General features: G+C 67.4%; 22 protein-coding genes, 1 tRNA gene and 1 pseudogene. 17 read left to right on the forward strand and 7 right to left on the reverse strand.

The annotated features are described in order from the left end of the window. The first annotated feature begins 12 nt into the window (after positions 1–12). Entirely contained in the window at positions 13–840 is an 828-nt protein-coding gene (locus AC1DSO_RS14560) for an oxidoreductase (protein WP_477069494.1), read from the forward strand. On the opposite strand, the gene AC1DSO_RS14565 is transcribed toward AC1DSO_RS14560, so the two are convergent. Both AC1DSO_RS14565 and msrB read right to left on the reverse strand, forming a co-directional pair. Beyond that, a complete protein-coding gene (locus AC1DSO_RS14565) occupies positions 837–1,439 on the reverse strand; it encodes an alpha/beta hydrolase (protein ID WP_477069516.1) in 603 nt (200 codons plus the stop codon). The two genes, AC1DSO_RS14560 and AC1DSO_RS14565, sit on opposite strands and share 4 nt — an antisense overlap. Positions 1,440–1,564: 125 nt before the next feature. Next, a complete protein-coding gene (gene msrB / locus AC1DSO_RS14570) occupies positions 1,565–2,044 on the reverse strand; it encodes a peptide-methionine (R)-S-oxide reductase MsrB (RefSeq protein ID WP_477069495.1) in 480 nt (159 codons plus the stop codon). Positions 2,045–2,098: 54 nt separating this feature from the next. On the opposite strand from msrB, the gene AC1DSO_RS14575 reads away from it, so the two are divergent. Then, entirely contained in the window at positions 2,099–2,677 is a 579-nt protein-coding gene (locus tag AC1DSO_RS14575; RefSeq protein WP_477069496.1) for a type 1 glutamine amidotransferase family protein, read from the forward strand. Positions 2,678–2,832: 155 nt separating this feature from the next. Here the strand turns inward: AC1DSO_RS14575 and AC1DSO_RS14580 are convergent, their stop codons facing one another. Further along, the gene (locus AC1DSO_RS14580; protein WP_477069497.1) at positions 2,833–3,333 is read right to left on the reverse strand and encodes a GlcG/HbpS family heme-binding protein; all 501 of its coding nucleotides are present in this window, start codon (positions 3,331–3,333) and stop codon (positions 2,833–2,835) included. Beyond that, positions 3,330–7,256 carry a LamG-like jellyroll fold domain-containing protein gene (locus AC1DSO_RS14585; protein ID WP_477069517.1) on the reverse strand — a complete coding sequence of 1,309 codons (3,927 nt, stop codon included), beginning with the start codon at positions 7,254–7,256 and terminating at the stop codon, positions 3,330–3,332. The genes AC1DSO_RS14580 and AC1DSO_RS14585 overlap by 4 nt, the downstream gene beginning before the upstream one ends. Before the next feature lie 22 nt (positions 7,257–7,278). Between AC1DSO_RS14585 and AC1DSO_RS14590 the strand changes: the two genes are divergently transcribed. The 5 genes from AC1DSO_RS14590 to AC1DSO_RS14610 all read left to right on the forward strand — a co-directional run bounded on the left by AC1DSO_RS14590 (position 7,279) and on the right by AC1DSO_RS14610 (position 11,305). Next, positions 7,279–9,273, forward strand: a complete 1,995-nt coding sequence (locus tag AC1DSO_RS14590) for an acetyl-CoA carboxylase biotin carboxylase subunit (protein ID WP_477069498.1) — start codon at positions 7,279–7,281, stop codon at positions 9,271–9,273. 8 nt (positions 9,274–9,281) lie between these two features. Then, the gene (locus AC1DSO_RS14595) at positions 9,282–9,740 is read left to right on the forward strand and encodes a DUF805 domain-containing protein (protein ID WP_477069499.1); all 459 of its coding nucleotides are present in this window, start codon (positions 9,282–9,284) and stop codon (positions 9,738–9,740) included. A gap of 51 nt (positions 9,741–9,791) precedes the next feature. Continuing rightward, the gene (locus AC1DSO_RS14600) at positions 9,792–10,280 is read left to right on the forward strand and encodes a DUF805 domain-containing protein (RefSeq protein WP_477069500.1); all 489 of its coding nucleotides are present in this window, start codon (positions 9,792–9,794) and stop codon (positions 10,278–10,280) included. 43 nt (positions 10,281–10,323) lie between these two features. After that, positions 10,324–10,818, forward strand: coding sequence for a DUF805 domain-containing protein (locus AC1DSO_RS14605; protein ID WP_477069501.1), 495 nt, complete (start codon positions 10,324–10,326; stop codon positions 10,816–10,818). A gap of 82 nt (positions 10,819–10,900) precedes the next feature. Beyond that, positions 10,901–11,305, forward strand: coding sequence for a DUF805 domain-containing protein (locus AC1DSO_RS14610; protein WP_477069502.1), 405 nt, complete (start codon positions 10,901–10,903; stop codon positions 11,303–11,305). Here AC1DSO_RS14610 and lipB read toward each other — a convergent pair. Then, a complete protein-coding gene (gene lipB / locus AC1DSO_RS14615) occupies positions 11,302–12,027 on the reverse strand; it encodes a lipoyl(octanoyl) transferase LipB (RefSeq protein ID WP_477069503.1) in 726 nt (241 codons plus the stop codon). The two genes, AC1DSO_RS14610 and lipB, sit on opposite strands and share 4 nt — an antisense overlap. A 12-nt stretch (positions 12,028–12,039) precedes the next feature. On the opposite strand from lipB, the gene AC1DSO_RS14620 reads away from it, so the two are divergent. The 5 genes from AC1DSO_RS14620 (at position 12,040) to AC1DSO_RS14640 (ending at position 16,795) form a co-directional block, all read left to right on the forward strand. Continuing rightward, entirely contained in the window at positions 12,040–12,351 is a 312-nt protein-coding gene (locus tag AC1DSO_RS14620) for a FliM/FliN family flagellar motor switch protein (RefSeq protein ID WP_477069504.1), read from the forward strand. Between the two features lie 86 nt (positions 12,352–12,437). After that, positions 12,438–12,522, forward strand: a tRNA-Leu gene (locus AC1DSO_RS14625). A gap of 145 nt (positions 12,523–12,667) precedes the next feature. Beyond that, on the forward strand, positions 12,668–14,137 hold the full coding sequence (gene mgtE, locus AC1DSO_RS14630) for a magnesium transporter (RefSeq protein WP_056045590.1): 1,470 nt from the start codon (positions 12,668–12,670) through the stop codon (positions 14,135–14,137). A gap of 94 nt (positions 14,138–14,231) precedes the next feature. Then, the gene (gene spmX / locus AC1DSO_RS14635) at positions 14,232–15,551 is read left to right on the forward strand and encodes a lysozyme-family localization factor SpmX (protein ID WP_477069505.1); all 1,320 of its coding nucleotides are present in this window, start codon (positions 14,232–14,234) and stop codon (positions 15,549–15,551) included. Positions 15,552–15,634: 83 nt separating this feature from the next. Next, on the forward strand, positions 15,635–16,795 hold the full coding sequence (locus tag AC1DSO_RS14640; RefSeq protein ID WP_477069506.1) for an isovaleryl-CoA dehydrogenase: 1,161 nt from the start codon (positions 15,635–15,637) through the stop codon (positions 16,793–16,795). A 111-nt stretch (positions 16,796–16,906) separates the two neighbouring features. Here the strand turns inward: AC1DSO_RS14640 and AC1DSO_RS14645 are convergent. Next, positions 16,907–16,992: pseudogene (locus tag AC1DSO_RS14645) on the reverse strand (hypothetical protein). Positions 16,993–17,365: 373 nt separating this feature from the next. On the opposite strand from AC1DSO_RS14645, the gene AC1DSO_RS14650 reads away from it, so the two are divergent. Then, a complete protein-coding gene (locus tag AC1DSO_RS14650) occupies positions 17,366–18,139 on the forward strand; it encodes a methyltransferase domain-containing protein (protein WP_477069507.1) in 774 nt (257 codons plus the stop codon). Here the strand turns inward: AC1DSO_RS14650 and AC1DSO_RS14655 are convergent. Further along, positions 18,117–19,892 (reverse strand): patatin-like phospholipase family protein, encoded by a 1,776-nt coding sequence (locus tag AC1DSO_RS14655; protein ID WP_477069508.1) that lies wholly within the window; start codon positions 19,890–19,892, stop codon positions 18,117–18,119. The genes AC1DSO_RS14650 and AC1DSO_RS14655 overlap by 23 nt on opposite strands. Before the next feature lie 170 nt (positions 19,893–20,062). Here AC1DSO_RS14655 and AC1DSO_RS14660 point away from each other — a divergent pair, with 170 nt between their 5' ends. From AC1DSO_RS14660 to AC1DSO_RS14675, 4 genes are read left to right on the forward strand one after another with little or no spacing between them, the layout of a single operon-like run. Beyond that, positions 20,063–21,655: a carboxyl transferase domain-containing protein gene (locus AC1DSO_RS14660; protein WP_477069509.1), complete on the forward strand. Its 1,593-nt coding sequence runs from the start codon at positions 20,063–20,065 to the stop codon at positions 21,653–21,655. Between the two features lie 24 nt (positions 21,656–21,679). Beyond that, positions 21,680–22,519 carry an enoyl-CoA hydratase-related protein gene (locus AC1DSO_RS14665; RefSeq protein WP_477069510.1) on the forward strand — a complete coding sequence of 280 codons (840 nt, stop codon included), beginning with the start codon at positions 21,680–21,682 and terminating at the stop codon, positions 22,517–22,519. A 30-nt stretch (positions 22,520–22,549) separates the two neighbouring features. Beyond that, the gene (locus tag AC1DSO_RS14670; protein ID WP_477069511.1) at positions 22,550–23,866 is read left to right on the forward strand and encodes a DUF3667 domain-containing protein; all 1,317 of its coding nucleotides are present in this window, start codon (positions 22,550–22,552) and stop codon (positions 23,864–23,866) included. Positions 23,867–23,875: 9 nt separating this feature from the next. After that, complete coding sequence (locus AC1DSO_RS14675) at positions 23,876–25,840, forward strand: acetyl/propionyl/methylcrotonyl-CoA carboxylase subunit alpha (protein WP_477069512.1); 1,965 nt, start codon at positions 23,876–23,878, stop codon at positions 25,838–25,840. The last annotated feature ends 460 nt before the right edge of the window (positions 25,841–26,300 follow it).

Below are 26,300 nucleotides of genomic sequence, written 5' to 3' on the forward strand. Positions count from 1 at the left end.
AAGGAGAACACCATGTCCGAGCAAGTCTGGTTCATCACCGGCGCTTCAAGCGGTTTCGGCGAGGCCTTCGCGCGCTACGCCCTGAAGCAAGGCCACGAGGTCGTCGCCGCCGCCCGCAGCGTCGACAAGCTCGCCGCCATCGCCGCCGAGGCTCCCGACCAGGTGCTGGTCCAGCCCCTGGACGTCACCAAGCCCGGCGACGCCGAGATCGCGATCAAGGCCGCCGTGGCCCGTTTCGGCCGCATCGACGTGCTGATCAACAATGCCGGCTACGGCGTGGTCGGGGCGGTCGAGGAGACGCCGATGGACGAACTGCGCGCCCAGATGGAAACCAACTTCTTCGGCGCGGTGGCCGTGACCCAGGCGGCCCTGCCGACCTTCCGCGCCCAGCGGGCCGGCGCGATCGTCAATATCTCCAGCCTGGGCGGCCAGCTGTCGATGCCGGGCTTCGGGGCCTATAGCGCCAGCAAGTTCGCGCTCGAAGGGATCTCGGAGGCGCTGGCGGCCGAGATGGCGCCGTTCGGGGTCAAGGTGCTGATCGTCGAGCCCGGTTCTTTCCGCACCAACTTGGCCGGCGGCGCCATGCGCCACATGCCGGCCAACGACGCCTATGCCGGGACGGTCGGCCCCACCCGGGACTTCGCCCACGCCATGCACGACACCCAGCCTGGCGACCCGGCCAAGGCGGGCCCGGCCATCGCCAAGGCCCTGGCCGCCGAGGTCACGCCGCTGCGCCTGCAACTAGGCGCCGATGCGGTCGACATGGTCCGCACCCATGCGCAGAAGCTGCTGGCCGACCTGGAGGTCTGGGCCCCGGTGGCCCTGGACACCGCCTTCTAGAGGCGCTGTGCTGCCTCTACCCGGTGGATCAGACTACGCAGCAGCCCGCGTCCCTTCACCCAAGGCCCATGGCCTGACTCGACGTTGATGTGCCCCGCGCGGCCCAGGTCGACGAACTCCGAGCCCCAGCCGCGGGCGAAGGCCTGGGCGCGGTCGATCTCGACATAGGGGTCGTCGCGGCTGGCCACGACCAGGCTGGGGAACGGCAGGCGCTGGCGGGGGATCGGCGAGAACCCCACCAGCAGGCGACCGGCCGGGCCCTCGCGATTGACGTCGGCCGGCGCCACCAGCATCGCCCCGCCGACCCCGCGTCCGCCCGTCACCTGGGCGAAATGGGCGACGAGGGCGCAGCCCAGGCTGTGGGCGACCAGGATCGCGCCGGGCCGCTGCCGCACCGCCTCGGCCAAGCTGATCGTCCAGTCGCCCAGCAGCGGGCGCTCCCAGTCCTGCTGGTCGACGCGCTCGGCGCCAGGCAGCTCACGCTCCCAATGGCTCTGCCAATGGTCGGGGCCGGAGTTGTAGAGGCCCGGCACGATCAGGATCGGCGGATCGTCGCGATCCGAGCGACGCGTTTCGGAGGCGTACGGAGCGGGGGTCATCATGCGAACTCTAAGGGCTTCAAGGCGTCGAGCCGCAGATAGGCCCGGCCCGCCGGCCTGCTCAATTCATATCAACTGGATAGGAATTCAGAAAAGCTGAGGCGAGACCGGTGTTTCCGGCGCGCTCAGCCGATCCGATCGCCGCGATGCAACGGATCGGGCAGGGGATCGCCGGCCTTCACGAACTGCAGCGACACCGAGTTGATGCAGTAGCGCAGCCGCGTCGGCGCCGGCCCGTCCGGGAAGACATGGCCCTGGTGGCTGTCGCAACGGGCGCAACGGGTCTCGATGCGAGCCATGCCGTACGAGTCGTCGCGCACGCCGACCACGTGGTCCTCGGCGAACGGCGCGTAGAAGCTGGGCCAGCCGGTGCCGCTTTCGAACTTGGTCTCGTGCTTGAACAGCGGCAGGCCGCAGAGGCGGCAGCAATAGACGCCGGGGCTCTTCTCGCCCAGCAGGCCGCCGCAGAACGGGGCCTCGGTGCCGTGATGCAGGAGAACCCGCGCCTCCTCGGCCGTCAGGTCGGCCTCCAGGCGTTCGCGTTCGGGCTCGGTCGGCGGCGTGAGATCGAAGCCGACGGTTGAAAGGATGGCTGCGTCTGTCATGAACGCTAATGTAAGCGCTAAGGCGTTGATCCGGTAGAGAGCCAGGAGTCGTCCATGACCGTCGCCGTCGCCTTTTTCCAACCAGGCTGGGCCGATTGGGAGGCTGGCGCGGTGCTGGCCCTGCTGCGCGAGTATGTGAAAGTGCAGATCGAGGTGGCGACGCCGACCGGCGATCCGGAGACCTCGATCGGCGGCGTGTTGGCCGCGGCCGACTATCGCTTCGACGATCCGGTGCTGAGCGACGCCGACGTCTACATCCTGATCGGCAGCGACGAATGGTCGAAGGGCGAGACGCCGGCGGTCACGGCGCTGATCCGCCAGGCCTTCGCCGACGGCAAGGTCGTAGCGGGCATCTGCGCCGGAACCACGGCCCTGGCCCGCGCGGGTCTGTTCGAGGGGCGCAAGCACACCTCGAACGGCAAGGACTGGCTGGAGGGCGTCACACCCGGCTATGCGGGCACGGAGCACTATGTCGACAGCGCCAAGGCGGTGACCGACGGCAAGCTGGTCAGCGCTTCGGGCCTGGCCCCGGTGACCTTCGCCGCGGCCGTCGCGCGCCTGATCGCCCCCGAACAGGAAGAGATGATCGCGGGCTACGAGGCGATGTTCGCGAAAGAGTTTTCAGAGCGATAAGGCCCACCCCAAACATCCGACCTTCCCGGCGAAGGCCGGGACCCAGATTCATCCGGAGCGGCTTTGGTGTTCGCGCCTACGGACTGCGCCAGCATTCCAGGTGCTCGTGGGTTCGATCTGGGCCCCGGCTTTCGCCGGGGTGGTCGGTTGAAGAGTTATTTGAGTGTGGCGGCGCCCGCGCGCGCCACGATTCCGTCCTGGGCGCCGGTGCCGCCGGAGACGCCGATCGAGCCGACGATCTTGCCGTCAACCAGCAGCAGCTCGCCGCCCTCGACCGCGGTCGCGCCGGTGAAGATCGAATTCAGCGTTCCGGCCTTCACCGCGTCCTGGAAGTAGGATGAGGGGCGGCGGAAGTTGGCCGAGGTGTGGGCCTTCTTCAGCGCCACCTCGTTCGAGCCGTACTGTGTGCCGTCCATCTTTTCGGCGAACACCTGCTGGCCGTTCGACTCCAGGATGACGATGACCATGGTCCAGCCGTTCTTGCGCGCTTCGGCCTCGGCGGCGGCGGCCACCGTCTTGGCCTCGGCCAAGGTGACCACGCGGCTGGAATAGGCTGGCGCGRGCGCTGGCGTCGGCGCGGGGGCCGCCGTCTGGGCCAAGGCCGGGCCGCCGGTCAGGACGAGGCCGGCGGCGATCAGGGCGAGAGAGTTTCTCATGGCAGCACGACCTCGTCGTTCAGAGCGGTGTTCTGGGGCTGGGTGGAAACAATGCGGACCCGCAGGCCCGAGGCCTTCACGCCCGCCGGGATCTTCAGCTTCACCGAAGCGGTCTTGGGCAGCAAGTCCAGCGGCGCCTTGAGGGCTGGAATAGCGGCGCTGTTCAGGACCTTGCCCGAGGCGTCGACGAGCTCAAGCCTGGCCGCCGCCGCGTCCTGGGCGCCCAAGCTGTGGACCTTGGCGGTGACCGCCGAGCCCTTCACCGTCACGTCGCCGCGCCCGACGCCAAGGTCGGCGCGCTTGGCCGGATCGTCGCCGGCCGTGACCAGCTTCATGTCGATGACCGTGGTCTGGCGCGGGGCCAGGGTGACCTTGGTTCCAAGGCTGCGCTCGAACGGTAGCGCGCGGGTCTCGCCGGAACCGTCGATCGCGTCGTCGCCGTTGGCGTCGGAGCCCTGGCTAAGGCTCCACTGGCCCGGCGCGACGTTCCAGCCGGTCATGGTCGCGCTCACCGGCTTGTCGGTGGTGTTGTAGGCGACGACCTTGAAGCCAGTCTTGGCAGCGTCCTTGACCAGCAGCGCCACATCCGCGCCGTCGGCGTTGTCGAAGCGCCACGAGACGACGTGGCCCGGCGTCATCTGGCCGCGTTTGTTGGCGATGCCGCCAAGGCGCGAGCGTTGCAGGATGTCGGACGGCAACTCGACGCGGTCGGACCACCAATGGCCCTCGGTGTGCATGTACATGTGCTGGGCGTTGAACTGGATCTCGTCGGCATAGAGAGCCTCAAGATACTTCTTGTCGCCCGTCAGGCTCCAGGCCGCGTAGCGCTCGAGCGCGCCGCCCTTGGCCGCCAGCTTGACGATCGCGTCCTTGTTGGGTTCGCCCAGGTTCATGGCCGTCAGGGCGTTCTCGTTGATGCTGCCCAGCGACTTGATGCCGTTCTTGGAGATCCGCCAGGTGATCGGGGCCAGGTACTTCTTGTCGCCGGTCAGGCGATAGGCGGCCCAGAACACCTGGAACGGACCGTCCGCGCCCGAGCCTTGCAGCACCGTGCCGCCGCGCTCGGCGTCGCTGCGCCAGTTGATCTCGTTGGGGTACGAGCCGTCCTTGGCCACGTGGGCCAGATAGCCATCGGCCAGGCCGATGACCGTCGCGCGGGCGGTCGGGTCGCCGTTGTAGTCGGCGATCAGGATGGAGGGATGGGTGACGCCGAACGAATACGGCTTCTGCCACTCCCACGGGCCTTCACGGTACGAGATCTTGCCGCTGTACCAGTTGGTGTTGAAGTGGACGTGGCCGGCTGGGTTCTTGTCGACCACGCGGGGCAGGGCCTTCACCGTCGTGAACAGCCGCTCGACCGCCAGAGGATCGCCGTAGTTGACGTACATCGCCTCGGCGTTGGAGTTGATGCCTTCCTCATAGGCGTGCAGTTCGTCGGTCACGATGGTCGACAGGCCGTCGGTGAACATGCCGTTCTTGTAAACGGCGTCGGTGAGGCGGTTCAGCGAGGTCGTGATCTTGTCCGGCTGTACGCCCATCAGGGCTAGGCCCGGCCACTGCTGCAGCAGGTCGCTGTCGTCCGACAGGCCACCGCCGAAGTCCCCGTAGTCGGCCTGGCGCTCGTCGATCCACCAGTCGACGAACTTGGTGACCAACTTCAAGTCCTCGAGCTGGCGGAAGGCCCACAGCGGCGTGGCGTCGGTGGGCTTGGGTTGGTCGAAAGCTGGCCAGCCCTGGCTGCCATAGGTGATGTCGCCCCAGTACTCCCGGCCGATCTGGTTGTCGGGATCCACCTTCAGCAGGTCCGAGATGTCGGCATAGAGGCGGCGATACAGGCCCTGGCGCTTGGAGGTGGTGTGCTCCTCGACCAGGAAGGCCCAGTTGTCCTTCACCTGGTTCAGGCGATCGGCGATGTGCTCGGCCTTGGCCTTGTCGCGGTCTTTCAGGACGAGACGGATCTTGGCGCCGTCCAGGGCCTTGGGGCCGAACTCGGTGCTGTCGGCGGCGATGGTCAGGTACAGGCTGTCAGGCGTCAGGATGCGGTCGCGCATGTCCAGCCATAGGGTGCGGGCCTCGCCGGCCTTCACCGAGACGCTGACGTCGATCATGTTCCGGCCCGGCCAGATCGGGTCCTTGACCTGGATGTTCAGCGGGATCGTGGTCCCAGAGGCGCCGGGCAAAGCGGGGATGTCGATGGCGACGCCGTCCAGGCCGTCGCGGGCGTTCTCCCAGCCATAGGCCCAGTTGCGGGCCAGGGGCTTGGCGGCGGGGGCGTCGCCGAACCCCGACGGGATCAGCACGTGCACGATCGGCAGGCCCTTGGCGGCGAGGTCGCTGGCCGACCGCGGACGCGTGGGCGCGCCTTCCGGGATGGCTACGACGGTGGCGCGCTCGCCCGCCGGATGACGGCCGGCGATATAGGCGTTGAGGTTGGCCAGATTGAGATAGTCCGGCGCCACGTCGGCGCGGACCGTGTAGCTCATCTTGAACGCGTCCTTCGGCTCGGCGCCGGCGGTCACGTTATAGGCCCAGATCTCCTGGATCGGGGTCTCCTGCGCCACGTTGGTGAAGGTCAGGACGCCGCCCTTCAGCGGCTGGGCCAGGGTGTTGACCGTGCGTTCCTGATCCTTGGCGCGGGTCCCGACGCTGGCGCCCTTGTCGCCCGCTTTGGCGGCCCACGACAGGTCGCCATAGGCCGGGCCTTGGATCTCGATCCGGTTCGCCGGCTCGTCGGGCAGAACCAGCGTCAGGGCCTTGCCGCCGTCGACATAGACGTTCCAGTCGGGCAGCTGGAAGTAGTCGTCACGGCCGGGCAGGCGCGAGCGGTTGTAGACGCCGGGCCAGGTGGTCTCCTGGATGCCGTCCGTGCCCTTCCACATCCATTGCTTGAGGTCCTTGGCGTCGGCGAACTCGACCTTGCGGATCGTGGTCTGGGCGTCGGCGAGGAGCGGCGGCAGGTCCTTGTTCCAGCCGTAGCGCTGCTTCCAGGCGGCGTGGACGGCCTGATCGTCCAGGGTCGCCACCGGCGCGGTGGCGGCCGGCGTCTCGTTGCGGGCCAGGGCGGCGATCGTGTCGGGGGCCAGCGGACGGTCGTAGACACGCAGCTCGTCCAGATCGCCGCCACGGGTGAAGTTATAGCGGCTCTGCACCTGGTGCGGGGCGATCACGCGGCCGGCGACGCCGAACTGGTCGAGACCGGCGTCATAGACCGCCTTGGTTTCGGTCTTGGCCGCCAGCTTGCCGTCGACGAACAGCTGGACGCCGGTCGTCTCGTCCCAGGTGAAGGCCRGGTGGGTCCAGGCGTCGGCGGCCGGGTTCTTGTCCAGCTTGAACGACGCGCGGGTGCGCGAGAGGCCGTTGTCGGTGACAAAGGCGTCGAAGCCGTGGCCGTTCCAGTCGATGCGCAGGAACGCCATGTCCCAGCTGGAGTGGTCGGCATAGCCGACGCGGAAGATCACGAACGGGGCGACCCCGACCGGATAGCCCGAGCGCCAGAAGAACGACAGCGTGCCGCGCTGGGCCTGGATGTTGCCGGGGGCGTTCCAGGAGACGACGCCGTCGTCCTCGGCGTGGAAGCCCTTGCCCGCCTTGCCGTTGTCGATCGGCGTGACCTTGTCGGCGAAGTTGGGGACCGGGTCGCCGGCGGCGAGGTCCGCCACCAGGCCCTTGTCGCCCGAGGCCTTGAACAGCAGGGCCGGCTCCGAAGCCAATGGGCTGCTTTGGGCCCCGACGGCCGCGTTGGCCAGGATCAGCGCGCAGGCCGACCCAAGGAAAATCGCCTTCATATGGACTGTCTCCTCCCGATGGCGGACATCTCGGACCTTACTCGTGGTAACCGGTGTCATGCCTAGGGGTTGGTGTAGCGCCGTAAGGGCATGCTTGCAAACCCGCGAAGGCCTGATAGGCCATGCTGCAAAGCACAAAAACGATGGGCGGAAGTTGCCGATGTTCACGAAGATCCTGATCGCCAATCGGGGCGAGATCGCTGTGCGGGTGATCAAGACCTGCCGCCGGCTGGGGATCAAGACGGTGGTCGTCTATTCGGACGCCGACGCGGGCAGCCTGGCCGTCGAGATGGCCGACGAGACGGTGCACATCGGGGCTTCGCCGGCCGCCCAGAGCTATCTCGTCGCCGATAAGATCATCGCCGCCTGCAAGCAGACCGGCGCCCAGGCCGTGCACCCGGGTTTCGGCTTCCTGTCCGAGAACGCCAGCTTCGCCCAGCGCTGCGCCGACGAGGGGATCGTGTTCATCGGTCCCAATCCCGGCGCCATCTCGGCCATGGGCGACAAGATCGAGAGCAAGAAGTTCGCCGAGAAGGCCGGCGTGTCCTGCGTGCCCGGCCATATCGGCGAGATCGCTGACACGGCCCATGCGGTGACCATCTCCGAGCAGGTCGGCTACCCCGTGATGATCAAGGCCTCGGCCGGCGGCGGCGGCAAGGGCATCCGCGTGGCTTGGAACCGCCAGGACGTCGAGGAAGGCTTCCCGGCCGTGCGGGCCGAGGCCAAGGCCAGCTTCGGCGACGACCGGATCTTCATCGAGAAGTTCATCGAGAGCCCGCGCCACATCGAGATCCAGGTGCTGGGCGACAAGCACGGCAACGTCGTCCACCTGTTCGAGCGCGAGTGCTCGATCCAGCGCCGCAACCAGAAGGTCATCGAGGAGGCGCCGTCGCCTCTATTGGACGAGGCGACCCGCCAGGCCATGGGCGCCCAGGCCGTGGCCCTGGCCAAGGCGGTGAACTACGACAGCGCCGGCACGGTCGAGTTCGTGGCCGGCCAGGACAAGAGCTTCTTCTTCCTGGAGATGAACACCCGCCTGCAGGTCGAGCACCCGGTCACCGAGCTGATCACGGGCCTCGATTTGGTCGAGCAGATGATCCGCTCGGCCGCTGGGGAAAAGATGGCGTTCGGCCAGGCCGACCTGAAGATCAACGGCTGGGCCATCGAGAGCCGCATCTATGCCGAGGATCCCTACCGCAAGTTCCTGCCCAGCATCGGCCGGCTGGTGCGCTACGCCCCTCCGGAGGAGGGACAGCGGGAAGGTTATGTCATCCGCAACGACGCCGGCGTCCGCGAGGGCGACGAGATCTCGATGTACTACGACCCGATGATCTCCAAGCTCTGCGCTTGGGCGCCGACACGGCTGGCGGCCATCGACGGCATGGGCCGGGCGCTGGAGGATTTCCACATCGAGGGCCTGGGCCAGAACATCCCGTTCCTGGCCGCGGTGATGGACCAGGAGCGGTTCCGGTCCGGCAAGATCTCGACCAACTACATCAAGGACGAGTTTCCCGACGGCTTCGCCGGCACGCAGCCTACGGCCGAACAGCTAGACATCCTGACCGCCGTCGGCGCGGCCATGCAGCGGGTCTACGCCGCCCGCGCGCGCTCCTACGCCAACGGCCTGGCCGGCGCGCCGCGCGCCGAATGGGTGGTCGCCGTCGGCCACACCAAGCGCCGGGTGAAGGTGAGCGGGGAGGGCGACGTCACCGTCGAGATGCTGGACGAGGGCCGCGTCCTGTCGCTGACCGACATCGACTGGCGTCCCGGCAAGCCGGTGTTCAGAGGGGCTCTGGGCGGCAAGGCCTTCACGGTCCAGGTCGCGCCAGCCGCCGAGGGCTTCGACATCCGCCATCGAGCGACCAAGGCTCGGGTGCTGGTCCTGACCCCGCGCAGCGCCGACTTGCACGACAAGCTGCCGGAGAAGCAGGCCGCCGACACCTCCAAGCTGGTGCTGTCGCCGATGCCGGGCCTGGTGGTCTCGATGGACGTCACCACAGGCCAGCAGGTCCGCGAGGGCGAGGTGGTCTGCGTGCTCGAGGCCATGAAGATGCAGAACATCATCCGCGCCGAGCGCGACGGCGTCGTCAAAGCCGTCAACGCCAAGGGCGGCGACCCGGTCGCGGCCGACGAGGTGTTGGTGGAGTTCGCGTAGGAGGCGTCGTGGATTTCACGGAGAAACTGCTTAGTTTTCAAGGGCGCCTTAGGCGAAGGGACCTATGGCTAATCATGGTCGGTCTCCTTGTCGTAGGGTTATCTTTCCGGAGTCTCGTCACCGGCGTGGCGGGCTGGGCCTTCATGGATACACGGCTAACCTGGCCGATGCTCTTGCTGACAGCTTGGCCGAGCACCGCCGTTACCGTGACACGGCTTCATGATCGTAACCTGTCGGGCTGGTGGGCGGCCTTGATGTGGGCGCCAACCTTCTATCTGGAGCTAAAGCCTCACTTGGCGCTGTCTGGATCGATGGCCTCGATCATGAGTGGTCTATCCTCTCTGATCAGCCTCGCCTTTTTCGTGGTCATATTCTGCCTCGACGGCACGAAGGGGCCAAACCGGTACGGTTCCTCGCCCAAAGGGATAGGAGGACCGGATGTGTCCGTGGCCCAAGTCTTCGACTGAGAACTCGTCGCGGCATTTTGCAATCTGCGGTAAAGTCTCTAGCCTCGGCGCATGGCGAACACCTTTCGGATCTCGACCCCCAGCCTGCTCAGCTTCAACGGCCGCCTTCGGCGCTCACACTATTGGGTGACAAGCTTCGCCCTGGGCATCGTCAAGGCGGTGCTGACCGTCATTCTGGCGGCCGCAATCGGTCAGATCGAGATCAAGGACGGTGGCTTCGCCAGCGGGGTCGCCGAACTGTTGTTCCTGTGGCCCACCCTGGCGCTGTTGGTGAAGCGGGGGCACGACCGTAACCGTCCGGCCCTGTTCAGTATTGGCATTCTGGTGGCAGGTTTGGTGGCCGCCATTATCATCGCGGCGACGCAGTACCGTGATGCTCCGGCGCTTTCGGTCGTTTGCCTGGTCGTCATACTGGGGTGTTTCGGATTCCTGGCCATCGACTACGGTTTTATCGACGGAACGCAGGGACCCAACCGCTATGGGCCTTCACCGAAGGGGATCGGCGCCGAGAGCCAGGATGTGGCCGCGGCTTTCGATTGAAGCTCGCGCTTGCCACCTCCGGTCGAGCCGCTAACTTGACCGGATGGCGAAGAAGAATCAGTTCCTGATAGACGGCCTGTTCGGTTTCGACGGCCGGTTTCGGCGCTCCGAATACTGGATCGCAAGTATCGGCGTCGGGGTCGTGCGTTTCGTGGTTCTGCTGGCCGCCAGCGCCGCCCTGGGCATGGGGGTGAGGGAGGCGTCAATGGTGATGCCGTTGCGTATCGGCCTGGACCTACTCTTCCTCTGGCCCTCGGCGGCGATCGCCATCAAGCGCGGACATGATCGCAACCGCTCGGCCCTGTTCACCGGCGTCCTGCTGGCGATCATCTATGTTGTGGCCGAGGTCTCCACCGCCTTGACCGGCGCGGGCCAGATGGTGGCCGGCGGCGTGGTCGCGCTTCTGATGTTCCCGGTGATCATCTACCTGTTCATCGACTATGGCCTGATCGACGGGACCAAGGGCCCGAACCGCTACGGTTCCTCGCCTAAGGGGCATCAGGGCGTCGGCGCCGAGGTGGCCAACACCTTCGACTGAGGCAGCTCTTTCTCCGGCAGGGCTCAGGCTCTAGATTGGGCCTGTCGGCGCGCGGCCGACTCGTAAGGCTGCAAGGGCGGGCATGAGCGATCGTAGCGAATGGGCGGAACTGTTCCTGTCGTCGAACGGCAGGCTGTCGCGCACGCCGTTCCTGATCGCGGCCGGTGTCCTGGTCGGCGTGGCGGTGCTCTATGAAGCCATCGCCGGCTATACGCTGCACTGGCTGACCGGCTGGCTGGTCTATCCGGCGCTGCTGTTCTCGGGCGCCTGTGTGCTGTCCAAACGCCTGCACGACCGCGGCCGTTCGGGCTGGTGGGCGCTGCTGATCCTGGTGGCGGTGGTCGCGGTCTGGCCGCAGCCCGAGCACTTCCTGGATTTCCTGTTCTCGCTGGTGCTCGTCTGGGCGATCGTCGAGCTGGGCGTCATGGGCGGCGAGCAGGGCGCGAACCGCTATGGGGCCAACCCGTTGAAGGCGGTTTCGATCTAAACCGGCGCCGCCGTATCCTCGACCGGCCCGAACACCTTCTGGAAACTCGCCCGCAAAGCCGCGTCGGCCTCGTCCATGGTCACCGGCAGGCCCAGGTCGACCAGGCTGGTCACGCCGTGCTCGGTCTGGCCGCAGGGAACAATGCCTGAGAAGTGGCCAAGGTCCGGCTCCACGTTCAAGCTGATCCCGTGGAAGCTGACCCATTTTCGCAGCTTGACGCCGATGGCGGCGATCTTGTCCTCGCGGCTCCAGCCCGGGCCCTTGCGCTCGACCCAAACACCGACCCGGCCATCGCGCAGCTCGCCGGTGACGTTGAAGGCCGCCAAGGCGTCGATGATCCAGGCCTCCAGCGCCGCCACGAAGGCGCGCACGTCGCGGCCGCGCTTGGTCAGGTCCAGCATCACATAGGCCACCCGCTGGCCGGGGCCGTGATAGGTGAACTGGCCGCCGCGCCCGCTCTCGAACACGGGGAAGCGGTTGGGCTCGATCAGGTCGCCGTTCTTGGCTGAGACGCCGGCCGTATAGAGCGGCGGATGCTCTAGCAGCCAGACCAACTCGCCCGCCATTCCGTCGGCGATGGCGGCGGCGCGGGCCTCCATGGCGGCAACGGCTGCCGGGTAGGGGACGCGCTCGGTCGAAACCGCCCACCCCGTCGGCGCGGCGTCATCGCGCCTCATGGTCGGAAGCCCAGCATTTTCAGGGTTTAACGGGAGAGCAAGCATACGGCCTTAATCTTGCAATCGAGACGTGGCGACCCGGTCGGTCGTTTTAGTCAGTTTCAGGGGCCCTACTTCGTGAGCCAGGTCAACGCCGTCAATGTCGAGATCTCCGTCCTGCTGGGGCGCTCGATCCTGCCCATGCAGCAACTGCTGCGCATGGGCCGCGGCGCGGTGATCCCGCTGGACGCCAAGACCAATGACGAAGTGTGGATCCTGGCCAACAACCACCCGATCGCGCGCGGCGAAATCCAGATCACCGACGACCGCATCGCCATCCAGGTGACCCGCGCGGCCGACGTCTACGACTACATGGCCGGCGGGACCTAAGAAGCCGCGGGCTGGAACTTCGCTCATAGCGAACTTCCGACTTCCCAAATCCGATTCAGTTTGCTACCTGCCGCCCCTCACCACGAGCGGTCGTGGCGGAATTGGTAGACGCGCAGCGTTGAGGTCGCTGTATCGCAAGATGTGGAAGTTCGAGTCTTCTCGACCGCACCAGTGTTGAACACGGAATAGAGCGCTCCCGGCGAAATCGGTTTCCGACTCGCTAGGGGCGCTCTAATCGTTTCTGGCCTTGGTTTCGCCCCAAGCGCGCTTCACGGACCCAGCCTTACGAAACCAGCCTAGAGCTCAGGAGGCCCCCATGACCCGGGACACCGCCGAACTGACCGACGACGTGCTGGACGACATCCCGCTGGCCCAGATCCCACTGCCCAAATCCGAGACTCCCGAGGAGCTGGAAGATCTCGCCCTTGGCGACGACTACGCCCTCAATCCCGAATATGTCGAGATGGTGGTCGACGCCGCCGACAGTGGCGACACCAAGCGTCTGCGCGAGCTGGTGGGCGCCCTGGACCCGGCCGACGTCGCCGACCTGATGGGCTTCCTGACCGCCGACTATCGCGAAGAGATCATCCCGCTGCTCGATCCCGAGGCGCTGGGCGAGATCATCTCGGAGCTGGAGGACAACATCCGCGAGGAGGTGCTGGAGGCGACCCCGTCGGTCACCCTGGCTCGGGCGCTGGAGGAACTGGACACCGACGACGCCGCCGACGTCATCGACGACCTGGACGACACCAAGCGCTTCCAGGTCTTGGCCGCCATGGGCGAGATCGACCGCGCCGCCATCGAGACGACCCTGTCGTACGAGGACGAGACCGCCGGCCGCCTGATGCAGCGCGAGTTCCTGGCCGCGCCGGAGTTCTGGACCGTCGGCCAGACGATTGACCACGTCCGCGAGGCGGGCGACCAACTGCCGGAGCTGTTCTTCGACGTCTATGTGGTCGATCCGACCTTCAAGCCGGTGGGCGCGATCCCGATCAGCATCCTGCTGCGCAGCCGCCGCGAGACGCCGCTGGCCGAGTTGATGGAGGCGGTCACCGAAATCGACGTGGCGATGGACCAGGAAGAGGTCGCCTACATCTTCGACAAGTACCACCTGATCAGCGCCCCGGTGATCGAGCCGGGCGGCCGGCTGGTGGGCCAGATCACCGTCGACGACATCGTCGAGGTCATCCGCGACGAGGCCCAGGAGGACATCCTGGCCCTGGCCGGCGTGTCCGACGCGGGCCGCGACGCCTCGGTCATCGAGATCGTCAAATCGCGCCTGCCGTGGCTGATGCTGAACCTGGCCACCGCCACCCTGGCGGTCAGCGGCGTCGCCATCTTCCAGGCCGAGATCGCCCAACTTGTGGCCCTGGCCATCCTGATGCCGATCGTCTCGTCGCTGGGCGGCAACGCCGGCACCCAGACCCTGGCCGTCGCCGTCCGCGCGCTGTCCAGCAAGGAGCTGACCACCGCCAACGCCCGCCGCATCGTGATGCGCGAGCTGCTCGTCGGCCTGGTCAACGGCCTGTGCCTGGCCCTGGTGATGGGGACGGCGACCTATCTGTTCTTCGGCGCCAAGGACCATCACGGCAAGCTGGCGATCATCGTCGGCGCGGCGCTGATCGCCAACATCTTCACCGCCGCCCTGGGCGGCATCCTGGCGCCGCTGGCCCTGGAGAAGATGGGACGCGACCCGGCGGTGTCGTCGTCGATCTTCGTGACCTTCCTGACCGACTTCACCGGTTTCTTCGCGGTGCTGCTGATCGCGGCCCTGCTGCTGCACTGACGCGTTTACGGCGGCAATAGGGGAAACTGGCGCCGACCTTGCGCCGGGACAGACGAACGCATCCGCGTCTGTTTCAAACTGGGTCAACTAGGCGATGAAACCGCGTCATCAGGTCACCCGGACGGTCGTCGATCTCATCAAGAGATTCGAAGGCTACCGTCAGAAGGCCGCGCAGCTCCTCGATGGGCGCTGGACGGTCGGCTATGGCCACACCCTGACCGCTCGCGAGGGCGCCTCCGTCTCGGAAAAGGACGCCGAGGCCCTGCTCTTGTACGACCTGATCTCGGTCGCGCACTCGGTCAACGAGCACACCTATACGCCGCTGAACCAGAACCAGTTCGACGCGCTGGTCTGCTTCGCCTTCAACATCGGTCTCGACAACTTCCTCCGCTCGGGCGTGCTGCGCCGGATCAACGAAGGCTCGCTGCTGCAAGCGGCGTGCGCGATGGAGATGTGGCGCAAGGCCGATTTCGAGGGCGAGCGGATCGTCATCGACGCCCTGGTCCGCCGCCGCTCGGCCGAGAAGACCCTGTTCCTGACGCCGGCCAATGGCGAGTGGGTGCCCGCGCCCAGCCCGGTGCTGCGCCCCAAGGTCGACTACGACGCCAGCTGCGCGATCCCGAAGCAGACGCCGATGGCCGTCAACACCCGCACCGAGGGCGACCGTGTCGTCACCGAGCGCGAGGAAGGCCTGCCGCTGAACGTGGTTGTCCCGGAAGAGGACGGTCCCAGCGCCAYCGAGCAGTCGGCCGCCGCCGTCAGCGCGCGCCTGGAAGCCATCCTGTCCGACGCGCCGTCGGCCGTCACGACCACCAAGCCGGTCGTGCGCCAGGACGACCTGGGCCTGCCCGAGCCGCCAGCGCCCGTGCAATCGGCCCCGGTCCAGCCGGCCGTGACCGAACCGGCCCCGGTCCTGTTCCAAGATGCGACGACGACGACCCCGGTCGAGCCTGTCGAGCCTGCCGCTCCGGTCGAGTTCACCCCGTTCCGCCTGACGCCGCAGCCGGTCGAAGAGGTCGAAAGGCCTCAGCCGGTCGAAGCCTTCGCCCCGGCCCCGAAAGCGTTCTCCAGCGAGCCGACCCTGTTCGGCGCGCCGGCGGCCGGTCCGTCGGTGTTCAATCTGGGCGGCTTCTCGACCAGTGACGAGGTCTCTCTGGGCGCCATGGATGTGCCGTTTGTCGAGACCGAGCAGCCGCGCTTCGGCAATCTCAGCCTGCTGGTCAGCCTGGGCATTCTGGGCCTGGCCCTGTTCGGCGGCGGCGTGCTTTGGATCCTGACGGTGGCCGCCGGCTCGGACAGCGGCGTTAAGCTGTTCGGCTATGGCGCTAGCATGATCGGTGCGATCTGTTTCGTGGTCGCGGCCTACCTGCTGCTGCGCCGCCTGGCCGGTCCGGACGTCGCCGACGAAGAATAGTTTTCTTTGCTTCCCTCGGGGAAGGTGAGCAAGAACGCCCGCGGGTCTCAGGATCCGCGGGCGTTCGTGCTATGGGAGCAGCCATGATGACCAATTTCGCACCCTCGATGGATTTCGCGCTGGGCGAGACGGCCGACGCGATCCGTGAAACCACCGCCCGCTTCGCCGCCGACAAGATCGCGCCGCTGGCCGCCAATATCGACGAGACCAACGTCTTCCCGCGCGAGCTGTGGGTCCCGATGGGCGACCTGGGCCTGCACGGCATCACGGTCGAGGAGGAATTCGGCGGTTTGGGTCTCGGCTATCTCGAACACGTGATCGCCATGGAAGAGATCTCCCGCGCCTCGGCCTCGGTGGGGCTGTCGTACGGCGCCCACTCGAATCTCTGCGTCAATCAGATCCGCCGCTGGGCCACGCCGGACCAGAAGCAGCGCTACCTGCCCAAGCTGATCAGCGGCGAGCACCTCGGATCGCTGGCCATGAGCGAGGCCGGTTCGGGCTCGGACGTCGTCTCGATGAAGTTGCGCGCCGAGCAGGTCGGCGACCGCTACGTTCTCAATGGCACGAAGTTCTGGATCACCAACGCCCCGCACGCCGACACCCTGGTGGTCTACGCCAAGACGGGGGAAGGCAGCCGCGGCATCACCGCCTTCATCGTCGAGAAGGGCATGAAGGGCTTCAGCGTCTCCAAGAAGCTGGACAAGATGGGCATGCGCGGGTCCGACACCGCCGAGCTGGTGTTCGAAGACTGCGAGATCCCGGAAGAGAACATCATGGGCCCTGTGGGCGGCGGGGTCGGGGTGCTGATGAGCGGTCTCGACTACGAGCGCGCGGTGCTCTCGGCCGGGCCGCTGGGCATCATGCAGGCCTGTCTCGACATCGTCCTGCCCTATGTCCGCGACCGCAAGCAGTTCGGCCAGGCGATCGGCTCGTTCCAGCTGATGCAAGGCAAGATCGCCGACATGTACGTGGCCCTGAACTCGGCCCGGGCCTATGTCTACGCGGTGGCGCGGGCCTGCGACGCGGGCAAGACCACCCGCTTCGACGCGGCCGGCGCGATCCTGATGGCCAGCGAGAACGCGGTGAAGGTGTCGCTGGAGGCCATTCAGGCTCTGGGCGGCGCGGGCTACACCAAGGAATGGCCGGTGGAACGCCTGCTGCGCGACGCCAAGCTCTACGACATCGGCGCGGGCACCAACGAGATCCGCCGCTTCCTGATCGGCCGCGAGCTGATCGGGGCCTAGGGCAGCTCTAAAGCCGCAATTGAAAAGGGCCGCCCCAGTTACCCGGGACGGCCCTCCATCGTCGTGGCCGCTCTCGCAGCGCGTGACTTAGAAACCTTGGGCGCTCAACGCCTAGGCGGAGACCTCACTCTTAAGGCTCCAGGTCACGACTTGCGACCGCGGTTGGAGACAATGAGACACTGGTCACCTCCTTTCAGTTGGTTGAACAACACAACAGAAACATGGGGTCTGATCGCACGATTGAAAAGAGGAAACCGTGCGCGACGCGACGTCGCAGGCGATCAGACCGCCAGAAGGCGTAGGCCCACCAGGATGGCCGCCCAAAGCACAAGGGCCGCGCCGATCGCCAGAGGGCGGTTGAAATTGAAGCGACGAACACCGGGAGACGGCGCCGAAGGGCCGCTCGGGACAAGACGTATGTGCGTGGGCATTCCGCGTGAATCCTTCCCTAGTAGTCCCTCTGTCGGAGACCTGACTCGGACCGTATGATGAATCTTCGCCTATGAGAAGAATTCTTCACAAAGAGTCAGGTTGCATCAGCGCGGATTGTCGCAGGGGGAGAAAGCTCGCATGACCACCTGGGATCCGGATGTCTACGCCCTCTATCGCCGCTATCGCGAGCGGCCCGCTCTGGACCTGCTGACCGCCATTCCCCGCGACCTTGATCCGCGCGAGATCTGGGACCTGGGCTGCGGCCTCGGTGAACAGGCGGCGCTGCTGGCGGCGCGCCATCCGGCCGCGCGGGTGAGGGGCCTGGATTCCAGTCCGGAGATGCTGGAACGGGCCAAGGCCTTGCCGACCCGCGTCGAGTGGGTGCTGGGTGAGATCGGCGGCTTCTCGCCCGATGCTCCGGCCGACCTGATCTTCACCAACGCCGCCCTGCAGTGGGTCGACGACCACGCAGAGCTGATCCCGCGCCTGGCGCGGGCCCTGACGCCCGGCGGCGCCCTGGCCTGCCAGATGCCGGTGGTCGAGGGGCTGGGCTGGCGCGCGACCCTGCTGGAGATCGCCGCCGACGGTCCCTGGGCCAGGCGCCTCCGCGGCGTTGAGGGCGTGCGCGCCGCCCATGAGCCTCAGGACTACTTTGCCTGGCTGGCGCCGTACTGCCCCGAGATCGACATCTGGACCACCACCTACCTGCACGCGCTGCACGGTCAGGACCCCATCGTCGACTGGACCATGGGCACGACCCTGCGGCCCTATCTCGATGCTCTGCCGGACGACGAGAAGAAGCCGTTCCTGGACGCCTGGCGCGCGCGGTTGGCCCGAGACTATCCGCGCCGCGAGGACGGCGTGACGCTGTTTCCGTTCAAGCGGCTGTTCATCGTCGCGCGGAAGGGGTGACGCCGGCCCGGCGCTCCGCGAGGCTCGGTCGCCGCCTCAGCTCCGTTACGGCCATGTGCAGTCCTTCCAACGCGAAGCTGGCGGCGACATAGCCGGCCTTGACGGCGGGCTCGAAGGCGCGCCAGTCGCGGATGTCGACGCCTTCCAGCTTCGGGGTGATCAGGACGTCGGTGGCCTCGCGGGCGGCGGCTAGATCTCGGCCGGTGGTCACCGTCGCCGCGCGCATCAGCAGGGCCACGATCGGCGGGCCCTTGCGCCATTCGCCCGAGGTGATCCAGTTCCATAGCGACGGCGGCGCGACGATGTCCTCGGCGGTGATGCTGCGGCCGCGCGTGACGTCGACGCCGACGATCGGGCCGAGCTGGAACGACCGCATCACGTCGGCCGGGAAGTTCTTCATCACCGCCCCGTCGACCAGCACCGCCCCGTTCTCGGTCGCGGGAGGCAGCACGCCGGGCAGGGAGATCGTCGCCCGCAGGGCGTTTTGCAGATCGCCGGTGCGATGCAGGTGGTAAGCGCCCGAGGTCAGGTTCGACGAGACGCAGAAGAACGGCAGCCACAGGTCGCTGATGTCGACCGCGCCGAAATGCTCGTCCAGCCGCGCCCTGACCTTCTCGCCGCGGGTCATGGCGATCATCGGAAAGGCGATGTCGTCCAGCGGGCTGGTGTCGACGAAGGCCTTGTGTATGCGGGCCTCCAGCTCGCCGTCGTCCCAGCCCATGGCGATGCCGGCCGCCACGATCGCGCCCATCGAGGCGCCGCCGACGAAGTCGATCGGGATGCCGCGCTCGCGCATCGCCTGGATCGCGCCGATGTGGGCGTAGGCGCGCGCCCCGCCGCCAGAGAGCACCAGGCCCACGGACTGTCCCGTCAGCACCCGCGCCAGCCGTTGCAGGTCGGCCATGCCGTTCTCGCGCAGGTGGAACAGACGCGCGGCCTGGGTCGCCGCCATCCAGGCTTCCGAACCGCTAGGGCGCGAAAGGCCGGCGGACTGCAGCAGGATCAGGTCGACCAGCCGCTGAGCCTGCAACGGACCCGACGCATAGCTCGGGATGCTGGCCGGCGGAACGCGCTCGCCGCGCCCGACCCGGAACAATCGATCGACCTGCCGGCCGACGACATGCTTCCAGGCCGTCTCGTCGGCCTCGGCGACATAGAGGACGAAGTCGTGTTCGCGCTCGACATTGCCGAACCACTCGGTCGGGGCCAGCAGGGATTCGCCGCCCTCGACGGTGACGGAGTAGCCCAGGGTCTCGATGCAGCGGGCCAGGCGCTCGACGACCGGCCGGATCGCTGCGCCGGGCTCGACGGCGATGAAGCCGAACACCGACGGGTCGCCGATCGCGGCGTGGGTCTGGGCCTGGCGGGCGCGGCGGATCATCAGCCGCGACAGCTCCAGCATCACGGTCGGGTCGCTCTCGGCCGCCGCGAAGAAGTCCTCGCGGCGCAGGGACAGCACCTCGCTGTCGCGCAGGGCCACCATGTTGGCCGAATGGGCGGTGCCGCCGACCAGGGCCATCTCGCCAGCGGGCTCGCCAGGGCGGATGACGCCCAGGAACTGCGGCTCCTGGCCCTCCTCGCGGCGGAAGGCGCCGAGGCGGCCGGTCTTCAGGAAATAGAGTTGGTCGGCGTCCTCGCCAGGTTCGAACAGGGTCGCGCCGCCGGGCAGCGAAAACCAGGCCGCCGCCCCGGCTTGCCGCTCGCGGGCGAAGAGGCGCGCTAAGGCCGAGTCATCGGGCAGGGGCGTTTCCACGGCGCGGACGCTAACCCGAAGCGGCAGGCTTGACCACGGGGAGCCGTTCGGGCGCAACTGTTGCTCGCCGAGGCGAAATAGAAGAGAACGGTTTTGGCTCTGAATCTTCGTGTTCGGGGTCCAAAAAACTCCGACTTCCGGGCCAGGGTGGAAAAGGCTAAGCGTCGTTCATGCCGAAGTTGAACTCCGTTATCGACGCGTCCGGTGACGCCTTCGCCCGAAACACGGCCCATAATCGCGCCTTGGCCGACGAGCTGCGCGCAAAGGTCGCGGCGGCGGCGCTGGGCGGGCCGGAGAGTTCGCGCGAACGCCACGCCGCGCGCGGCAAGCTGCTGCCCCGCCAGCGCGTCGAGCGCCTGCTGGATCCGGGCTCGCCTTTCTTGGAAATCGGCCAGCTGGCCGCCTGCGACCTCTATGACGGCGAGGCGCCGGGCGCCGGCATGATCTGTGGGATCGGCCGGGTGTCGGGCCGCGAGGTGATGATCGTCGCCAACGACGCCACGGTGAAGGGCGGGGCCTACTTCCCGATGACGGTGAAGAAGCACCTGCGCGCCCAGGAGATCGCCGCCCAGAACCGCCTGCCGTGCGTCTATCTGGTCGACAGCGGCGGCGCGAACCTGCCGCACCAGGCCGAGGTCTTCCCCGACCGCGATCATTTCGGYCGCATCTTCTTCAACCAGGCGCGGATGAGCGCGGCGGGCATTCCGCAGATCGCCTGCGTCATGGGCTCGTGCACTGCCGGCGGCGCCTATGTTCCGGCGATGAGCGACGAGACCGTTATCGTCCGCAATCAAGGCACCATCTTCCTGGCCGGTCCGCCGCTGGTGAAGGCCGCCACGGGCGAGGTCATCTCGGCCGAGGAATTGGGCGGCGCCGACACCCACGGCCGCCGCTCCGGCGTCGTCGATCATGTGGCCGAGAATGACGAGCATGCGCTGGAGATCGTCCGCGCGATCGTCGCCAACCTGAACACCACCAAGCCCCAAGAGCTGGTGATCGCCGACGCCGAGCCGCCGGCCTACGATCCAGAGGAGCTGTACGGCATCGTCCCGACCGACGTCCGCGCGCCGTACGACGTGCGCGAGGTGATCGCCCGTATCGTCGACGGCAGCCAGTTCGACGAGTTCAAGGCGCTGTACGGCACGACCCTGGTCTGCGGATTCGCCCGCATCTGGGGCCAGCCGGTAGCGATCCTGGCCAACAATGGCGTGCTGTTCAGCGAGAGCGCGCTGAAGGGCGCGCACTTCATAGAACTCGCCTGCAAGCGCAAGATTCCATTGGTGTTTCTGCAGAACATCTCGGGCTTCATGGTCGGCGGCAAGTACGAGGCCGGCGGCATCGCCAAGGATGGCGCCAAGCTGGTTACGGCCGTGGCCTCGGCCGAGGTGCCGAAGTTCACCGTCCTGATCGGCGGCAGCTTCGGGGCCGGCAATTACGGCATGTGCGGCCGCGCCTATTCCCCGCGCTTCCTGTTCACCTGGCCCAATAGCCGCATCTCGGTGATGGGCGGCGAGCAGGCCGCCAGCGTGCTGGCCACCGTCCACCGCGACGCGGCCAAGTGGACGCCCGAGGAGGCCGAGGCCTTCAAGGCGCCGATCCGCCAGCGCTACGAGGACGAGGGCAACCCCTATCACGCGACGGCGCGGCTCTGGGACGACGGGATCATTGATCCAGCTCAAACCCGCGACGTCCTGGGTCTGGCCATCTCGGCCAGCCTGAACGCACCGATCCCGGAGACCACCTTCGGCGTTTTCCGGATGTAGCGTCGAAAAGAGAAAGAGCCCGCCATGACCAACCCCATCGCCGATCCCATCGTCGAAGTGCCCGACACCGAGACGATGAGTCCGCTGGTCCACATGGACAGCACGCCCGAGGGCGCGGTCACCGTGTGGATCAATCGTCCGGACAAGAAGAACGCCTTCGACGCCGAGACCATCGCCGCCCTGCGCCAGACCTTCGAGACCCTGCACGGAGCCGAGGGCGTGCGGATCGTGTTCCTGCGCGGCGTCGGCGGCGCGTTCAGCGCCGGGGCCGACCTGGCCTGGATGGGCGCGGCCGTCGACTGGGATGAGGACGACAACCGCGACGACGCGCTCGAGCTGGCCCACATGCTCAAGGCCCTGCACGACGTCCCGGCCCTGACGGTGGCGCTCGTCGAAGGTCCGGCCTATGGCGGCGGGGCGGGCCTGGTCGCCGCCTGCGACCACGCCATCGCCCTGATGGACGCCAAGTTCTCGTTCTCGGAGGTCAAGCTGGGCCTGACCCCGGCGACCATCAGCCCTTATGTCATCCAGGCCTTGGGCCCGCGTACGACCAAGCTGCTGTTCGCCACCGGCCGGGTGTTCGACGCCGACGAAGCCTGGGGCTATGGCCTGGTCGACGAGGTGTTCGAGGACGTCGCCAGCCTGGAAGCGGCCCGCGACGCCCTGATCGAGGAGATGGCCCCGTGCGCGCCAGGCGCGATCGGCGACGCCAAGGCCCTGGTCAACGACTTCGCTGGTCAGAAACTCGACAGGGGCCTGATCGAAGAGAGCGCCCGGCGCATCGCGCGGCGCCGCGTCTCCGAAGAGGGACAAGAAGGCGTGCGCGCCTTCCTCGGCCGTCGTAAACCGTCCTGGGCTGAATAGACTTAAACTCAGGAACGTTTTGGGGGCGTGATGACGGCGGCGGATCTGGAAGCAGGGGCGGCGGACTCGGCAGCGAGTTTCATTCGGCCGAAGAAGAAGCCCTTCAACCATCAGGGTGAGCCCTGCAAGAACTGCGGGACGCCCCTGGAGGGCTGGTACTGCTATTCGTGTGGCCAGAACGCCGACACCCATCACCGCTCGATCCTGCACCTGATCTGGGAAGCCATCGAGGGGATGTTCCACCTCGATGGTCGCCTGGCCAGCACCCTGCCGCTGCTGTTCTTCCGGCCCGGAAAGCTGGCCAAGGACTACATGGAAGGCCGGATCGTGCGGCACGTGCCGCCGTTCCGCACCTTCCTGGTGGCCCTCCTGCTGTTCATCTTCGCGGCCGAGCACACCATCCATGGCATCCGCCACGAGCAGGAGCTCAAGGAGGAGAAGGAAGCCCAGGCGCTGATGACGCCTCAGGGGCGCAAGACCAAGGCCGACGAGATCCGCAAGGAGGCGACGACCGATCGCGCCGAGCGCCTGAAGAGCGCCGTCGAGGAGCGCGACGAGGATCTCAAGGAGGAGGGCGCCGACCAGGCCAAGATCGCCGACGAATACGCCGACGACGTCAAGAAGGCCGAGGGTCGCTACGCCAAGGCGGTCGCCAAGGCCGATGCGCTGCAGAGCAATCCCAACGCCGGCAAGGAGGCTCTGGACCGGTTGCACAACCGCTACGCCAATGCCGCCGAGCAGATCCGCGGGCTGGATTTCCAGGACCCCGAGAAGATCGAGGCTGGCGCGAACAAGATCGCCGAGGCCCAGATCGCCGGCCAGCATTTCAACGTCGTCGTGCCAGACAAGAACGCGCCTGCCGCCGCTGGACACGCCGCACCGGAACCCGCCGCCGGCGGCCACGAGGCCAAGGCCAAGCCGTGGTGGCCCAAGGATGGCCTGGCCAAGGCCGTGGCCAATCCCGACTACTACCTGCTGGTGATGTTCGGCTGGGCCCACCGCCTGGCGGTGCTGCTGCTGCCGATCATCGGCCTCAGCCTGGCCCTCGTCTATGTGAACAAGCGCCAGTACTTCATCTACGACCACCTGCTGGTGGCCACCAACCTGCTGTCGTTCTCGTTCCTGGTGAACGCCATTGGCATGGTGCTGCCCATGAGCGCTTGGCCGATGGCCTTTGGCATCGTGTCGCTGTGGACGCCGATCAATCTCTTCCAGACCCTGCGCGGGGGCTACGGCTCCAGCATCATCGGGGCCCTGCTCAAGACGTTCATCGTCTGGATGATCAGCGTGACGTCGTTCGGCGTGCTGCTGACAGGCCTGATGCTCTTTTCTCTTTCCCAGATGTAGGTCTCCGCCTTGCTCTCCTCCGTCCTGATCGCCAATCGCGGCGAGATCGCCCGTCGCATCATCCGCACCGCCCGTGAGCTGGGCGTGCGGACGATCGCTGTCTATTCCGAGGCGGACGCCAATGCGCCGTTCGTGATGGAGGCGGACGCGGCGATCCTGATCGGGCCGGCCCCGGCCAAGGAGAGCTATCTCGACCCGAAGAAGATCCTGGCGGCGGCCAAGCAGATGGGCGCCGACTCCATCCATCCCGGCTACGGTTTCCTGTCCGAGAACGCCGACTTCGCCCAGAGCGTCATCGACGCGGGCCTGACCTGGATCGGCCCGCCGCCCTCGGCGATCCGCGCCATGGGCCTGAAGGACGCGGCCAAGAAGGTGATGATCGACGCCGGCGTGCCGACCACGCCGGGCTATCTGGGCGAGGACCAGTCGGCCGAGCGCCTGGCCGCCGAGGCGCGGCTGATCGGCTATCCGGTGCTGATCAAGGCCGTGGCCGGCGGCGGCGGCAAGGGCATGCGCAAGGTCGAGCGGGCGGAGGATTTCGAGGCCGCCCTGGGCTCGTGCCGCCGCGAGGCCTCGGCCAGCTTCGGCGACGACCGGGTGCTGCTGGAAAAGTACGTCACCCGTCCGCGGCACATCGAGGTGCAGGTGTTCGGCGACCAGCACGGCAATGTCGTCCACTTGTTCGAGCGCGACTGCTCGCTGCAGCGCCGCCATCAGAAGGTCATCGAGGAGGCGCCGGCCCCTGGCATGGACGAGGCCACCCGCGGCGCCGTCTGCGCCGCCGCGGTCAAGGCCGCCCAGGCGGTGGGTTATGTTGGCGCCGGCACGGTCGAGTTCATCGCCGACGCCAGCGAGGGCCTGCGCGCCGACCGCATCTGGTTCATGGAGATGAACACACGGCTGCAGGTCGAGCATCCGGTCACCGAGATGGTCACTGGCCAGGATCTGGTCGAGTGGCAGCTGCGGGTCGCCTCGGGCGAGGCCCTGCCGTTGGAACAGGACGAGATCACATTGGAGGGCTGGGCCATGGAGGCCCGCCTCTATGCCGAGAACCCGGCCACGGGCTTCCTGCCGTCGACCGGCAAGCTGAAGCATTTCCGCCTGCCCGAGGGCGACGTCCGTGTCGACAGCGCGGTCGAGGAGGGCGGCGAGGTCACGCCCTATTACGATCCGATGATCGCCAAGCTGATCGCCCACGGCGTCGACCGCGAAGACGCCGCCGCGCGTCTGGCCGAGGCCTGTGGCCTGGTCGAGGTCTGGCCGGTCAAGACCAACGCCGCCTTCCTGGCCAAGTGCGCCAGCCATCCGGACTTCGTCGACGGCCGGATCGACACCGGCTTCATCGAGGCGCGGCTGGGCGAACTGATCGAGCGGACCTTCAGCGACGCCCCGACCCTGGCCGCCATTGGTCAGAGGCTGGAAGCGTTCGGCGAGGCAGACATGCCGCGCGCCGACCCGTGGGCCAGCGCGCCCTCGCGCCTGCTCGGCTTCCGCATGAACGCCCCGCGCGCGGCCATGGACCTGCCGTTCAACATCGACGGCCAGCGGACGCCGCTGCGCGTGGCGCTGGTGGGAGGGGAGGGCGACGACTGGTCCTGGGACATCACGGTCGAGGACGGCCGCGCCCTGGACGACGTCGAGATCCTGCCGGGCATCTACGGCAAGGGCCCGTTCCACGCCTTCGAAGGCGGCGACGTCCGCGAATTCGACTTCACGGCCAAGGTCGGTGGGGCGGGCGAGGGGGCGGCGTCGGACGGCGCGATCCTGTCGCCGATGCCGGGCAAGATCGTCTCTGTCGCCGTCCAGGCCGGCCAGACGGTGACCAAGGGCCAGACCCTGCTGACGCTCGAGGCCATGAAGATGGAACACGCCCTGGCCGCGCCGTTCGACGGCGTGGTGGCCGAGCTCTTGGCCACGGCCGGCGGCCAGGTCAGCGAGGGCGTGGTGCTGGCGCGGCTGGAAGCACAGGGCTAGGCCGTCCATGGGATCTCCGCTTCACGCGGCTCGCCGCTGAAGTTCATGGGGAGGCGACGGAGCGGCCGGGCGAACCCGGAGACCGTGATGGTTTGTGTGTTTCGGCTCGCTTACCGCTCCGCCAGGCTGTTCTTTCCGTGAGGATGGGGGGCGTGAGCGTATTTCAGCTCGGGACCCCACGAGCCCCCGGACGGGCGCGGACCAAGTCGATCGGCTACATCCGTCTCGACCCCGACGATCCACGATAGGCGGTTTGTACGATCACCGCCCTGTCGCTCCGCTGACGATTTGGTCCCGGACGATCCCGCCACTCGCACGCGCTCCTAAAGAGTAAGCCGCGCGACCTGACGAGGTCGCCGGGAACCGCCAGCGGCCCCGCTCAACCTATCCCCATCGCCGCTTCGGGCCGGATCCAAGCGCCCTCCCCTTGCGACGGGGACAGCGATGATTGTGCAGCGGG

Source organism: Caulobacter sp. P4_E5 (genome assembly GCF_056401555.1).

What these genes read in the sequence shown, in the direction of transcription:
- AC1DSO_RS14560 (WP_477069494.1), top strand. Translation starts at nt 13, where the DNA reads ATGTCCGAGCAAGTCTGGTTCATCACCGGCGCTTCAAGCGGTTTCGGC.
- AC1DSO_RS14565 (WP_477069516.1), bottom strand. Translation starts at nt 1,439, where the DNA reads ATGACCCCCGCTCCGTACGCCTCCGAAACGCGTCGCTCGGATCGCGAC.
- msrB (WP_477069495.1), bottom strand. Translation starts at nt 2,044, where the DNA reads ATGACAGACGCAGCCATCCTTTCAACCGTCGGCTTCGATCTCACGCCG.
- AC1DSO_RS14575 (WP_477069496.1), top strand. Translation starts at nt 2,099, where the DNA reads ATGACCGTCGCCGTCGCCTTTTTCCAACCAGGCTGGGCCGATTGGGAG.
- AC1DSO_RS14590 (WP_477069498.1), top strand. Translation starts at nt 7,279, where the DNA reads ATGTTCACGAAGATCCTGATCGCCAATCGGGGCGAGATCGCTGTGCGG.
- AC1DSO_RS14600 (WP_477069500.1), top strand. Translation starts at nt 9,792, where the DNA reads ATGGCGAACACCTTTCGGATCTCGACCCCCAGCCTGCTCAGCTTCAAC.
- AC1DSO_RS14605 (WP_477069501.1), top strand. Translation starts at nt 10,324, where the DNA reads ATGGCGAAGAAGAATCAGTTCCTGATAGACGGCCTGTTCGGTTTCGAC.
- AC1DSO_RS14610 (WP_477069502.1), top strand. Translation starts at nt 10,901, where the DNA reads ATGAGCGATCGTAGCGAATGGGCGGAACTGTTCCTGTCGTCGAACGGC.
- lipB (WP_477069503.1), bottom strand. Translation starts at nt 12,027, where the DNA reads ATGCTTGCTCTCCCGTTAAACCCTGAAAATGCTGGGCTTCCGACCATG.
- mgtE (WP_056045590.1), top strand. Translation starts at nt 12,668, where the DNA reads ATGACCCGGGACACCGCCGAACTGACCGACGACGTGCTGGACGACATC.
- AC1DSO_RS14640 (WP_477069506.1), top strand. Translation starts at nt 15,635, where the DNA reads ATGATGACCAATTTCGCACCCTCGATGGATTTCGCGCTGGGCGAGACG.
- AC1DSO_RS14650 (WP_477069507.1), top strand. Translation starts at nt 17,366, where the DNA reads ATGACCACCTGGGATCCGGATGTCTACGCCCTCTATCGCCGCTATCGC.
- AC1DSO_RS14665 (WP_477069510.1), top strand. Translation starts at nt 21,680, where the DNA reads ATGACCAACCCCATCGCCGATCCCATCGTCGAAGTGCCCGACACCGAG.
- AC1DSO_RS14670 (WP_477069511.1), top strand. Translation starts at nt 22,550, where the DNA reads ATGACGGCGGCGGATCTGGAAGCAGGGGCGGCGGACTCGGCAGCGAGT.